Raw genomic sequence first — 11,924 nt, forward strand, 5'->3', positions numbered from 1 at the left:
ATCGCGTATAGTCGTGTGCATGGCCACCGCCTACGTTCTCCCGATCAAGACCGCTGCCGCGCTCTTCCCTCTGCTGGCGCTCTTACTGTTGCTGCCGACAGCCGTCGTCCTGTACCGCCGCCACGGCGTGATGTCCCGGGGGCGGGCGCTGTCGCTGTACGGCTTCCTCTACTACTCGCTCACGGCCTTGTGCATGACGATCGTGCCGCTGCCGAAGCAGACCGCCGATATGTGCCGGCGGTTCGCGATGATGGCCCATCCGCAGTGGATGCCCGGGAACACCTTCAGAGACATCTGGGAGGAAGCGGACCACAAGGTCGGGCTCAACGCGCTGGTCCTCCAGAACCCCGCCGTCGCCGGAACCGCCTTCAACCTGCTGCTGCTCCTGCCGCTCGGCGTCTTCCTGCGCTATCACTTCCGGCGCTCGCTGCCCGCCACCGCCGCGATCGGCTTCGCGGTCTCACTGTCGTTCGAGCTGACGCAGTGGACCGGGGTGTGGGGGCTCTACAGCTGCCCGTACCGGCTGTTCGACGTGGACGACCTGATCGTCAACACGGCGGGGGCGATGGCCGGTTGGCTGCTGGCCGGGCCGGTCGCGCGGATGCTGCCGACGCTGGAGACGCTGGACGGGCGGGCGCTGGCGGCGCGGCCGGTTCCGTTCGGGCGGCGGCTGACCGCGCTGGTCGTTGATGTGGCCGGATATGTCGTCGCCTCGGTGTTCACCGCCGCCGTGATGCTCTACCGGGGCGGGTCGGCCCCGGCCTGGATGCTGGTGGGGATCTTCGTGGCCTGGTTCGTGCTGCTGCCGCTGGCGACCGGGGCGACCCCCGGAAAGCGGCTGTTGCTGCTGAAGCTGGTGGCGGACGACGGCGGCCCGCTGGTGGCCTGGCGGCTGACCCTGCGGGCGCTGCTGATCGGGGCGCTGGTGATGCCGTTCCTGGCGGGGCTGTTCCTGGCCGTACTGACGCTGCTGAACGAGCCGTATCCGTCCGGCCTGTTCGCCACCGTCCGCGACTCGGGCACGCAGGGCGCGGCGGCGGTTCTCATGGCGCTGAGCCCCGTTCAACTGCTGGCGGTGACGGTCGGGTTCACGCTGACGGCGGTCTGCGTACGGAAGACGCTGCGCCACCCGGACCGGCTGGCCCCGCACGACCGCATCTCGGGCATCCGCAACGCGACGCTGCCGCACAGGCGGGCGGTGCGGGCGGCCGTACGGGCCGCTGAGCGGCCCGCCGACCGACTCGCCGACCAGCCCGCTGAGCGGCCTGCCGACCGACTCGCTGACCGGCCAGCTGACCGGCTCGCCTCCCCGCTCGCCGACCGGCTCGCCTCCCCGCTCGCTGACCGGCCCGCCTCCCCGCTCGCCGACCGGCCCGCTCCGGCCGCAGTGGCGCGGGCCGGGGCTGAGTTGGCGGGCGTTCAGGCGCGGGTCGAGGCGAGCTCCACGACGGTGACGTCCGGGGGCGCCCCAACCCGTACCGGCGGGCCCCAGGCGCCCGCGCCCCGGGTCACATAGAGCTGGGTGTCGCCGTACCGGTCGAGCCCGGCGGCGGTGGGGTTGGCGAGCTCGGCCACATAGGTGCCGGGCCACAGCTGACCGCCGTGGGTGTGGCCGGAGAGCTGGAGATCCACGCCCGCCTTCACCGCGTCGTGGATCACCACCGGCTGATGGGCGAGCAGCACGGAGGCGCGTGAGCGGTCACGGTCGCCGAGCGCCTTACCGAAGTCGGGACCGTGGCCCTCGCTCTCGCCCGCGACGTCGTTCACCCCGGCGAGATCGAAGCCGGGCAGCTCGGTGCGCTCGTTCTCCAGCGGGCGCAGGCCCAGCTCGCGCACATGGTCCACCCACTCGGCGGCGCCCGAGTAGTACTCGTGGTTGCCGGTGACGAAGTAGCTGCCGTGGCGGGCGCTCAGCCCGCGCAGGGGCTCGGCGGCCGGGCCGAGGTCGGCAACGCTGCCGTCCACGAGGTCGCCGACGACGGCGACGAGGTCGGGGCTGGTGCGGTTGACCGCCGCGACCACCCGCCGGGTGTGGTCGCGGCCCAGGATCGGCCCGAGGTGGATGTCGCTGACGACGGCGATCCGGAAGCCGTGCGCCCGGCGCGGCAGCTTGGCGAGCGGCACGGTGATCCGCTTGACCCGCGGCCCACGCAACACGGTGTACGTCCCGTACCCCACCGTCCCGGCCGCCACGGCAGTGGCCCCGACGGCGACGGCCCGCGCGACGAAGAGGCGGCGAGAGGACGCGGGGGCGGCGTCCGCGGAGTCCGCCGCGCCGCCCTTGGCGGCCGCCTGTGCGGTGGGCTTGGCGGCGTCGCCCCCGACGGCCTTGACCGCCCCGGCCACGGCGGGCCCCGCCGCCCCAGCCGGAGCCTCGATGGCCCCGTCGCTCACCACAGCCGCGCCCAGGCCATCTCCGGCCGCTGAGCCCGCGCCGCCTTCGGCCGCCGCGCCCTCGCGGCCGCCCGTGCCGACGGCCGCCGGAGCGGGAGCGGCGGCGCCGCTGTCGTCGGCGAACGCCGTCGGCAGCCCGCCTGGCGAGCTGCCTGGCGGGCTGCCTGGCGCCGCCGGGGGCTCGGTCGACCGCACATCAGCGGACTTGCTCAGCCAGGCGCGCAGCAGGGGGCGCACCACCTCGCCCGCCAGGAGGGCCAGGGTCAGGTACAGGAGCAGGGCGAGCCAGAGGTAGCCCGGCCAGGCGAGGGCGCGCTGGAGGGGGAAGGGCGCCCCCGCGCGGCCCGCTATCAGCGCGCCGACGCTGATCAGCGGCAGCGCGAAGGCCGCCACCGTGCCCGTACGCCGCGCCCACCCCCCGCGCGCCGTCGTATCGCGGACGAGCCGCCGCCACACGTACCAGTGGACGCCGGTCAGCAGACCGACGACGACCAGTGCGATCAGGACGTAGAGCACGACCATCCCCGGTCCCCTCCCCTAGCCACTACGCGACTACCTGCCACGGCCGCCTGCCACGGCCGCCTGCCACGGCCGCCTGCCTCGGCTGCCTGGAACGGCTACTCGGAGGCGTCGTTCCGGCGCAGGGCGCGCACACCACGCAACCCGATCACCCCGATCGCCGTCCCCAAGAGAAACGAGGTGATCGCGAGCAGCAGATGCACCCAAAAGTACGCGGTGGGGTCGCCGGAGTCGTCGAAGGCGAGTCCGCTGGCGTCCTTCCACAAATTTTTGACAAAGGTGAACCAGATGACCCAGCTCCAGACCCCGAAGGCGAGCAGGAACCAGGACACGGGGCGGCTGAGCTTCATGGTCTCCAGTATGGGCACGGCCTCCCATACCTCCACGCGGGGGTCTGCCGTCAATACGTCGGCGCTGCTGTCGCTCTCCTCAGCGACGCCAGGTACGTTCACCTCCGTGCCCACACCTTCCTTCACCAGCACTCACGTCCGACACAGCACCCGTAAGAGCACCGGCGAGAGTACCGACAAGATCTCCGGCAAGAGCCGCACCCCCGCCCGCCGCGCCGTGGCCCCGCTGGCCGCCACCGCCGCCGCCCTCCTGCTGTGCGGTCCGCTCGCCGCCGCCCCGGCGCACGCCGCCGACCAGCCGGGCGGCTCCACCGACGCGGTCAAGCCGCCCGCCCACATGTCCACGGTGGGCGGGAAGCGGCTCGGCCGTCCCGACACCCAGGTGGACCCGAAGCCGGGCGCGCCCGCGCTGCCCAAGGGGCTCAGCGGGAAGTCGTGGCTGGTGGCCGACGCCGAGTCGGGCGATGTGCTCGCCTCGCACAACGCCCACTGGCAGCTGCCGCCCGCGTCCACGCTGAAGATGCTGTTCGCGGACACGCTGCTGCCGAAGATGCCGAAGACGAAGACCCACAAGGTGCGGCTGTCCGACCTGGAGGGGATGGGTGAGGGCAGCAGCCTGGTCGGGGTCAAGGAGAACTACACCTACTCGGTCCACGACCTGTGGCTCGGCGTCTTCCTGCGCTCGGGCAACGACGCGGTGCATGTGCTGTCGGCCATGAACGGCGGGGTCCCGGCGACCGTAAGGGAGATGCAGGCACACGCGAAGCACCTGAACGCCCGGGACACCCATGTGGTCACCCCGGACGGCTACGACGAGAAGGGCCAGGTCAGCAGCGCGTACGACCTGACCCTCTTCGCCCGCTCGGGGCTGCAGAAGGCGGATTTCCGGGAGTACTGCTCGACGGCGACCGCGCAGTTCCCCGGTGTGTTCGAAAAGGACAAGAAGGGCAAGAAGACCCGCTCCAGCTTCGGCATCCAGAACACCAACCGGCTGCTGACCGGCCTCGGCGTCGAGCCCTACAAGGGCATCGCCGGGGTCAAGAACGGCAACACCACGAACGCGGGCGCCACCTTCACCGGGGTCGCCCAGCGCGGCAACCGGGTGCTGCTGGTCACCGTCATGAATCCGCAGCAGAAGGAGGCGAACGAGGTCTACAAAGAGACCGCGAAGCTCTTCGACTGGGGGTTCAAGGCGTCGGGCTCGGTGAACCCGGTCGGCACCCTCGTCCGGCCGGGCGCGGCGGGCGCGAACCACCCCTCGGCCGGTGGCGAGGACGGCCATAAGCACGCCCAGGCGTCCGTCTCGACGGGCAACGGAAGCTCGGGCGGTATGTGGACCGCGGTGGGCATCACGGGCGGCTCCCTGGCCCTGCTGGGCGCGGTGGGCTTCGGCGTGCACCGCCGCTGGCCCCTCCCGGAGCTGGTGCGCCGCCGCTCGCGCGACTGAGCGAAGCCCTTACGGCCGCCGTGACCGCCTTACGGTCGCCGCCGTCCGTTGTCACGCCGCCGCCGGCGGGCCTTCCGGCCCGCCGGCGCGGTGCTTTTCGACCTCCGGCTCGGGCGGCCCGGACGGCCCGGACGGCTCCGACGGCTCCTCCGGTTCGGACGGCTGGGCCTTGTCCGCCTCGGCCGCCCATTCCTCCTCGTGCTCGGCCTGGGCGGCGGGCGGGATGGCGGTCCAGGCGGCGCAGTACAGCGTGAGTTTCGCGGTGAAGTTGATCCACAGCAGCAGCGCGATGGGCACCCCGAACGCCCCGTACATGCTCTTGGCCGCCACGTCCCTCAGATAGCTGCTGAGCAGCAGCTTGAGCAGTTCGAAGCCGATCGCCCCGATGAGCGCGGCGACCACGACCGTACGGCGGGGCGGCTCCACGCCGGGGAGCCAGGTCAGCACGTAGCACAGCAGCAGGAAGTCGGCGCCGACGGCGATGAGGAACGCGGCGATCCGCAGCAGCCAGCCGCCGACCCCGTTCTCGGGGATGCCGATGAGCCGGGCGACCCGGCCCACGGCGGTGGCGGCCAGGGCGGACACGGCGAACGACACGAGCGCCACCCCGCCCAGCCCGACCAGCACGTACGCGTCCTTGACCTTGCGCACCAGCGGGTTGCCGGGGTCCTCATCCAGCCCCCATACCGCCCGCAGGCACTCGCGCAGCGAGCCCACCCAGCTGATGCCGGTGAACAGCAGCAGGGCGCCCGCGACGACCCCGATCGTGCCGGCGTTCTGGACGAGTGCACCCAGGTCGAGCTGGCCGGAGATGCCGGGGATCTGCTGGGCGAGCTTCTTCTGGAGCTGCGCCATCTGCGACCGGGTGAGCGTCGCCGCGCCGATCGCCGCCCCGACGGCGATGAGCGGGAAGAAGGCGAGGAAGCTGGTGAACGTGATCGCGGCGGCGAGCCGGGTCCAGTGGACGCGGTCGAGCCGTTCGTACGTACGCCAGGCGTGGGTGCGCATCAGCCAGGTCAGGGCGGGGCCGACGACAGGCAGCCGGGTCAACGATTCCATGATCAGCAACTACCCCTCTGCGCGGTGTCACTCCTCGGCGCGCCGGGCGCGCGGTCCGGATATCCGGGTTCCCCGGACCGGCGCTCCCCTCATCACTCTTTTCGGTGAGGGCGCGCATACGGGCGCACGATCACTCCATATGCACCGGATCGTACGGATAAGTTCCCACCATGAAGGACGTCGTCGGTTCCCCGCAGTCGCTGCTCGTCCTGGGCGGCACCTCCGAGATCGCCCTGGCGACCGTCCGCCGCCTGATCACCCGGCGCGCCCGTACGGTCTGGCTGGCCGGCCGTCCCTCGCCCGCCCTGGAGTCGGCCGCGCGGCAGTTGCGGGACCTCGGCGCCGACGCCCTTACGGTGCCCTTCGACGCGCTCGCCCCCGAGGCCCACGAGATGACCCTGGGCAAGGTCTTCGCCGAGGGCGACATCGACCTGGTGCTGCTGGCCTTCGGCGTCCTGGGCGTCCAGGCGCGGGACGAGACCGATCCCCCGGCGGCGGTCCGGGTCGCCCAGACCAACTACACCGGCGCCGTCTCCGCGGCCCTGATCTGCGCCAACGCCATGCGCCGCCAGGGCCATGGCTCACTGGTGGTGCTCACCTCGGCCGCCGCCGGACGGGTCCGCCGCACCGACTTCATCCACGCCTCCGCCAAGGCCGGGCTCGACGCGTTCGCCCAGGGGCTGGGGGAGGCGCTGCGCGGCACGGGCGTCCATGTGATGGTCGTACGCCCCGGCTTCGTCCGTACGAAGCTCACGGCCGGGCTGCGGCCCGCACCGCTGGCCACCTCGCCCCGGGCGGTCGCGAAGGCCATCGAGGAGGGGTTGCGGCGGCGCGCCCCGGTCGTCTGGGCGCCGGGCGCGCTGCGGCTGATGACGGCGGTACGCCGCCTGCTGCCCCGCGCCGTCTCCCGCCTGCTGCCGCTCCGCTAACGAGAGGGCGCCGCCGGGCGCGAGAGATCCACCTGACGGGGCACCACGGGCTGGGCGCCGCCCGGACGTTCATCCGCCCCGAAGGGGTATTCGCGGTCCAGCCGCCAGACCCCGTCCGCCCCCTGCTCGTACAGTGCGAAGCCGGTGATCGTCCAGGCGGCCTCGTACTCCTTGAGCTCCGCGAACGCCCGGTCCATCGCCTCCTCGTCGATGCCGTGCGCGACCGTGACATGCGGGTGGTACGGGAACTGCAGCTCACGCGCGCACGGCCCGGACTCCGCCCGGATCCGCTCCTGGAGCACCGCGCACTCCTCCGCGCCCTCGACGATCCTGACGAAGACCACCGGCGAGAGCGGCCGGAAGGTGCCGGTGCCCTCCAGCCGCATCGGGAACGGCCGCCCCTCGGCCGCGACCCGCGCCAGATGGTCCTCCACGGCGGGCAGCGCCGAGACGTCGACCTCGGTCGGCGGCAGCAGGGTCACATGCGTGGGGATGCCATGGGCGGCCGGGTCCCCGAAGCCCGCGCGCCGCTCCTGGAGGAAGCTGCCGTACGGCTCCGGGACCGCGATCGAAACGCCGAGCGTTACGGTCCCCACTGCGTTCTCCCTCCTGGCCCTCCCGGGCTGCTGAGTTCTGGCCGCTGCACCCGTGTCAGTGTGGCGGCTGCGCCGCCCTCGCGGCTAGATTCCTCGGTCCTTTGGCACACCCGTCCAAAGGCCCCCTGGTCAGGGGGCCGGACCGGTATGTTCCGCTGTCCGCGCGGGTCCGTATGAATACGTGCGCGGGGCGCGCCGTGCTCACCGGGTGGTGCGCACGGCGCTCGGCGTGCCACTCAGCGCGCCGCGGGCAGGAAGCCCACCTTGTCGTAGGCGGCGGCCAGCGTCTCGGCGGCGACGGCTCGGGCCTTGTCCGCGCCCTTGGCCAGGATTCCGTCCAACGTCGCGGGGTCGCCCAGGTATTCCTGGGTCCGCTCGCGGAACGGCGTGACCCACTCGACCAGCACCTCGGAGAGGTCGGTCTTGAGCGCGCCGTAGCCCTTGCCCTCGTAACGGCGCTCCAACTCCGCGATGGCGGTGCCGGTCAGGGTCGAGTAGATGGTCAGCAGATTGCTGACGCCCGGCTTCTTCTCCTCGTCGAAGCGGATCTCCGTCTCGAGGTCGGTCACCGCGCTCTTGATCTTCTTCGCCGAGACCTTGGGCTCGTCGAGGAGGCTGACGATGCCCTTCGGTGTGGACGCCGACTTGCTCATCTTGATCGTCGGGTCCTGAAGGTCGTAGATCTTCCCCGTCTCCTTGACGATGTACGGCTCGGGCACGGTGAAGATCTCGCCGAAGCGGCCGTTGAAGCGGTCGGCCAGATCGCGGGTGAGCTCGATGTGCTGGCGCTGGTCCTCGCCGACGGGGACGTGGTTGGCCTGGTAGAGCAGGATGTCCGCGACCTGAAGGATCGGGTAGGTGAAGAGGCCGACGGTGGCCCGGTCGGCGCCGTGCTTGGCCGACTTGTCCTTGAACTGCGTCATCCGGGACGCCTCGCCGAAGCCGGTGAGACAGTTCATCACCCAGCCGAGCTGGGCGTGCTCGGGCACATGGCTCTGGATGAAGAGCGTGCAGCGGTCCGGGTCCAGACCGGAGGCGAGCAGCTGGGCGGCGGCGAGCCGGCTGTTGGCGCGCAGCTCCGCCGGATCCTGCGGCATGGTGATCGCGTGCAGGTCGACCACGGTGTAGAACGCGTCGTGGGTCTCCTGCAGCGCGACGTACTGCCGGATCGCACCGAGGTAGTTGCCGAGGTGGAAGGAACCTGCGGTGGGCTGGATACCGGAGAGCGCACGGGGACGATCGAGGGCCATGGCACCCATTCTCTCAGGTGTGGAACCAGACTCCGTCCGCCGGTGTATGAGATGTGTGAGGACTGGTGAAGCACAGATCATCGCGCGGGTGCGGGCCGGCGACGCCGAGGCGTATGCCGAGCTGGTGCGGGCCCATGCGCCGATCGCGCACCGCACCGCCCGGCTGCTCGGGGCGGGCGCGGATGCCGAGGATGTGGTGCAGGACGCCTTTGTGAAGGCGTATCTCGCGCTCGGGCGGTTCCAGAGCGAGGCGGCGTTCCGGCCCTGGCTGCTGCGGATCGTCGCCCATGAGACGAGTAACGCGGTGCGCTCGGCGCGCCGGAGACGGACGGCGGCGGACCGGGAGGGGGCGCTGCTGGCCGGAGCCGAGCCGGTGATACCGGAGTCGGCCGATCCGGCGGCCGTGGCGCTGGCGGGCGAGCGGCGGGCGCGGCTGCTGGCCGCGCTGGAGGAGCTGAGCGAGCCGCAGCGACGGGTGGTGATCTACCGCTATCTGCTGGATCTGGACGAGGGGGAGACCGCGGAGGCGCTGGGCTGGCCGCGCGGCACGGTGAAATCGCGGCTGAGCCGTGCCCTGAGACGGCTGGAGCGGCTGCTGGGGCCGTCGGAGACGTCGGAGTCCGAGAGGGAGACGGCCGATGAGATGGAGTGGGGAGGCGAAGGAGATGGCCGAGGAAGGGCTGCCCGGAGAGCTGCGGGCGCTCGGGCGGGGGCCGGGGATACCACCGTCCGGCGGACCGTCGCGGCACGGCGTGTCGCAAGCGGACGGCGTGGAGCCGGAGGACGGCGCGCCCCCGGGGGCAGCGGAGGACGGCGTCCCGCCGGGGGGCGGGGAGACGCTGGTCGAGCGGGTGCTCGCCCGGATCGTGGGCCTGCCGGTGCCGGTGGCCGACGACGACCGGATCCGGGAGGAGCAGTGGTGGCGGCCGCTGCCCGGCCTGGAGGCCGGGCAGGGCCCCGCGCCGGGGGTCAGCCGGTCGGCAGACCGGGCGCCGGGTAGGCCGCCATCAGCTCGGACACCTCGGCCCTGATCTTGGTGAGGGCGCCCTCGTCACCGCTCTTCGCGGCGGTCACCCCGCGGTCGATCCAGTCGGCCACGGCGGGCATGTGCTCGATGGACAGACCGCGCGAGGTGAGGGAGGGGGTGCCGATCCGGATGCCGGAGGGGTCGAAGGGCTTGCGCGGGTCGTACGGCACGGTGTTGTAGTTCACCACGATCCCGGCCTGGTCCAGGGCCTTGGCCGCGACCTTGCCCGGCACCTCCTTGGGCGTCAGGTCCATCAGGATCAGATGGTTGTCGGTGCCGCCGGAGACCAGATCGAAGCCGCGGGCGAGCAGTTCCTCGGCGAGCGCCTTGGCGTTGGCGACCACGGCCCGGGTGTAGTCACGGAAGGCGGGCTGGGCGGCCTCGTGCAGGGCCACCGCGATGGCGGCGGTGGTCTGGTTGTGCGGACCGCCCTGGAGCCCGGGGAAGACGGCCTTGTCGATGGCCTTGGCATGGGTCTCGCGCGACATCAGCATCGCGCCGCGCGGACCCCGGAGCGTCTTATGGGTGGTGGTGGAGATGACATCGGCGTACGGGACGGGCGAGGGATGGGCGCCGCCCGCGATCAGACCGGCGATATGCGCGATATCGGCCACGAGCACCGCGTCCACCTCGCGGGCGATCTCCGCGAAGGCGGCGAAGTCGATCGTGCGGGGCACCGCCGTGCCACCGCAGAAGATCAGCTTGGGCCGCTCCTTGTGGGCCAGCTCGCGCACCTGGTCGAAGTCGATCGCGCCGGTGTCCTGCCGCACCCCGTACTGCACACCGCGGAACCAGGTGCCGGTGGCGGAGACGCCCCAGCCGTGGGTGAGATGACCGCCCATGGGCAGTGACATGCCCATCACGGTGTCACCGGGCCGGACGAAGGCCAGATAGACCGCGAGGTTGGCGGGCGAGCCGGAGTAGGGCTGGACATTGGCGTGCTCGGCGCCGAAGACGGCCTTGGCCCGGTTGATCGCCAGGGTCTCCACCTGGTCGATGACCTGCTGGCCCTCGTAGTAGCGGCGGCCCGCGTAGCCCTCGCTGTACTTGTTCTGCAGCACCGTCCCGGAGGCTTCCAGGACGGCGGCGGAGACATAGTTCTCGCTCGGGATCAGGCGCAGGGTCTCGGACTGCAGCAGTTCCTCGGAGCCGACGAGGGAGGCGAGTTCGGGGTCGGCGGCGAGAAGGGCGGGATGGGACAGGGGCAGGCTCATCGAGTCCTCCGGGGCGATCGGTGACGGTCCGGTCGTGTCCCGGGGTGCCCAGGCGGTCGGCACCTCGTGGCGCTGTGGCCGCGCATCGCTTCCTCGTGGTCGGTTCCACGCTCGGCTCGCCAGTCACGATGCGCACCCCCACTCTAGCTAGTGAGACAAGGAGGACAAGATGGGACCGGGACGCTTCGCGGAGCGGGCCATCGCCGCCGCCGAGGCCCATGGCGCGCACAACTACCATCCGCTGCCGGTCGTCGTCGCGTCCGCCGAAGGCGCCTGGATGACCGATGTCGAGGGCCGCCGCTATCTCGATCTGCTCGCCGGATACTCGGCGCTCAACTTCGGACATCGCAACCGCCGGCTGATCGAGGCCGCCAAGGCCCAGCTGGACCGGGTCACCCTCACCTCGCGCGCCTTCCACCACGATCGCTTCGGCGCCTTCTGCTCCGAGCTGGCCGAGCTGTGCGGCATGGAGATGGTGCTGCCCATGAACACGGGGGCGGAGGCGGTGGAGACGGCCGTCAAGACCGCCCGCAAATGGGGCTATCGGATCAAGGGCGTCCCGGACGGCCGGGCCAGGATCATCGCCGCCGGGAACAACTTCCACGGCCGGACGACCACCCTCATCAGCCTCTCCACCGATCCCGAGGCCCGTGCCGACCACGGCCCCTTCACCCCGGGGTTCTCGATCGTGCCGTTCGGGGATCTGGCGGCGATGGCGGCGACGCTCGACGCCGCGCCCGAGGAGACGGTCGCGGTGCTGCTGGAGCCGATCCAGGGCGAGGCGGGGGTGGTGGTGCCGCCGCCCGGCTATCTGGCCGGAGTCCGGGAGCTGACCCGGGAGCGGAATGTGCTGTTCATCGCCGATGAGATCCAGTCGGGCCTCGGCCGCACCGGCACCACCTTCGCCTGCGAGCACGAGGGCGTGGTCCCCGATGTCTATGTGCTGGGCAAGGCGCTGGGCGGCGGGGTGGTGCCGGTGTCGGCGGTGGTGTCCTCCCGCGAGGTCCTCGGAGTGCACCGCCCCGGGGAGCACGGCTCGACGTTCGGTGGCAGCCCGCTCGCCTGCGCGGTCGCCCTGGAGGTCATCGCCATGGTGCGGACCGGGGAGTTCCAGCGGCACTCGGCCACGCTGGGCGAGC

The 11,924-nt window shown here is 72.0% G+C and carries 10 protein-coding genes, 1 pseudogene and 1 riboswitch; of the genes and pseudogenes, 5 read left to right on the forward strand and 6 right to left on the reverse strand.

Annotated elements, in window-relative coordinates; all coding sequences use genetic code 11:
- Window positions 1-19: 19 nt before the first annotated feature.
- Window positions 20-1,516, forward strand: coding sequence for a VanZ family protein (locus GWI24_RS10645; RefSeq protein WP_247616171.1), 1,497 nt, complete (start codon window positions 20-22; stop codon window positions 1,514-1,516).
- On the opposite strand, the gene GWI24_RS10650 is transcribed toward GWI24_RS10645, so the two are convergent.
- Both GWI24_RS10650 and GWI24_RS45055 read right to left on the reverse strand, forming a co-directional pair.
- Window positions 1,420-2,916: a metallophosphoesterase gene (locus GWI24_RS10650; RefSeq protein ID WP_210945659.1), complete on the reverse strand. Its 1,497-nt coding sequence runs from the start codon at window positions 2,914-2,916 to the stop codon at window positions 1,420-1,422. The two genes, GWI24_RS10645 and GWI24_RS10650, sit on opposite strands and share 97 nt — an antisense overlap.
- Before the next feature lie 95 nt (window positions 2,917-3,011).
- Complete coding sequence (locus GWI24_RS45055) at window positions 3,012-3,263, reverse strand: SCO4848 family membrane protein (RefSeq protein WP_037953585.1); 252 nt, start codon at window positions 3,261-3,263, stop codon at window positions 3,012-3,014.
- On the opposite strand from GWI24_RS45055, the gene GWI24_RS10655 reads away from it, so the two are divergent.
- Entirely contained in the window at window positions 3,262-4,710 is a 1,449-nt protein-coding gene (locus GWI24_RS10655; RefSeq protein ID WP_374103292.1) for a D-alanyl-D-alanine carboxypeptidase family protein, read from the forward strand. The genes GWI24_RS45055 and GWI24_RS10655 overlap by 2 nt on opposite strands.
- A 51-nt stretch (window positions 4,711-4,761) precedes the next feature.
- Here the strand turns inward: GWI24_RS10655 and GWI24_RS10660 are convergent, their stop codons facing one another.
- On the reverse strand, window positions 4,762-5,769 hold the full coding sequence (locus tag GWI24_RS10660) for a YihY/virulence factor BrkB family protein (RefSeq protein ID WP_210945660.1): 1,008 nt from the start codon (window positions 5,767-5,769) through the stop codon (window positions 4,762-4,764).
- 170 nt (window positions 5,770-5,939) lie between these two features.
- Here GWI24_RS10660 and GWI24_RS10665 point away from each other — a divergent pair, with 170 nt between their 5' ends.
- Complete coding sequence (locus tag GWI24_RS10665) at window positions 5,940-6,698, forward strand: SDR family NAD(P)-dependent oxidoreductase (RefSeq protein ID WP_210945661.1); 759 nt, start codon at window positions 5,940-5,942, stop codon at window positions 6,696-6,698.
- On the opposite strand, the gene GWI24_RS10670 is transcribed toward GWI24_RS10665, so the two are convergent.
- Window positions 6,695-7,294, reverse strand: coding sequence for a 2'-5' RNA ligase family protein (locus tag GWI24_RS10670; protein WP_210945662.1), 600 nt, complete (start codon window positions 7,292-7,294; stop codon window positions 6,695-6,697). The genes GWI24_RS10665 and GWI24_RS10670 overlap by 4 nt on opposite strands.
- Window positions 7,295-7,530: 236 nt before the next feature.
- Entirely contained in the window at window positions 7,531-8,544 is a 1,014-nt protein-coding gene (trpS, locus tag GWI24_RS10675) for a tryptophan--tRNA ligase (protein ID WP_210945663.1), read from the reverse strand.
- Window positions 8,545-8,620: 76 nt separating this feature from the next.
- Between trpS and GWI24_RS10680 the strand changes: the two are divergent.
- Window positions 8,621-9,175, forward strand: a pseudogene (locus GWI24_RS10680) (RNA polymerase sigma factor); the annotation flags it as partial.
- Between the two features lie 338 nt (window positions 9,176-9,513).
- Here the strand turns inward: GWI24_RS10680 and glyA are convergent.
- Window positions 9,514-10,785 (reverse strand): serine hydroxymethyltransferase, encoded by a 1,272-nt coding sequence (glyA, locus tag GWI24_RS10685; protein ID WP_210945664.1) that lies wholly within the window; start codon window positions 10,783-10,785, stop codon window positions 9,514-9,516.
- Window positions 10,786-10,824: 39 nt separating this feature from the next.
- Window positions 10,825-10,922, reverse strand: a riboswitch (ZMP/ZTP riboswitch).
- A 32-nt stretch (window positions 10,923-10,954) separates the two neighbouring features.
- On the opposite strand from glyA, the gene rocD reads away from it, so the two are divergent.
- A partial coding sequence (gene rocD / locus GWI24_RS10690; RefSeq protein WP_210945665.1) for an ornithine--oxo-acid transaminase occupies window positions 10,955-11,924 on the forward strand: 970 nt, incomplete at its 3' end.

This window comes from Streptomyces sp. MK37H (assembly GCF_018035285.1).
GTDB classification, from domain to species: Bacteria; Actinomycetota; Actinomycetes; order Streptomycetales; family Streptomycetaceae; genus Streptomyces; species Streptomyces endocoffeicus.

Bases quoted from the DNA above. Each gene is read 5' to 3' on its own strand.
- GWI24_RS10645 (WP_247616171.1), top strand. From the start codon at position 20: ATGGCCACCGCCTACGTTCTCCCGATCAAGACCGCTGCCGCGCTCTTC.
- GWI24_RS10650 (WP_210945659.1), bottom strand. From the start codon at position 2,916: ATGGTCGTGCTCTACGTCCTGATCGCACTGGTCGTCGTCGGTCTGCTG.
- GWI24_RS10655 (WP_374103292.1), top strand. From the start codon at position 3,262: ATGGTCTCCAGTATGGGCACGGCCTCCCATACCTCCACGCGGGGGTCT.
- GWI24_RS45055 (WP_037953585.1), bottom strand. From the start codon at position 3,263: ATGAAGCTCAGCCGCCCCGTGTCCTGGTTCCTGCTCGCCTTCGGGGTC.
- GWI24_RS10660 (WP_210945660.1), bottom strand. From the start codon at position 5,769: ATGGAATCGTTGACCCGGCTGCCTGTCGTCGGCCCCGCCCTGACCTGG.
- GWI24_RS10665 (WP_210945661.1), top strand. From the start codon at position 5,940: ATGAAGGACGTCGTCGGTTCCCCGCAGTCGCTGCTCGTCCTGGGCGGC.
- trpS (WP_210945663.1), bottom strand. From the start codon at position 8,544: ATGGCCCTCGATCGTCCCCGTGCGCTCTCCGGTATCCAGCCCACCGCA.
- glyA (WP_210945664.1), bottom strand. From the start codon at position 10,785: ATGAGCCTGCCCCTGTCCCATCCCGCCCTTCTCGCCGCCGACCCCGAA.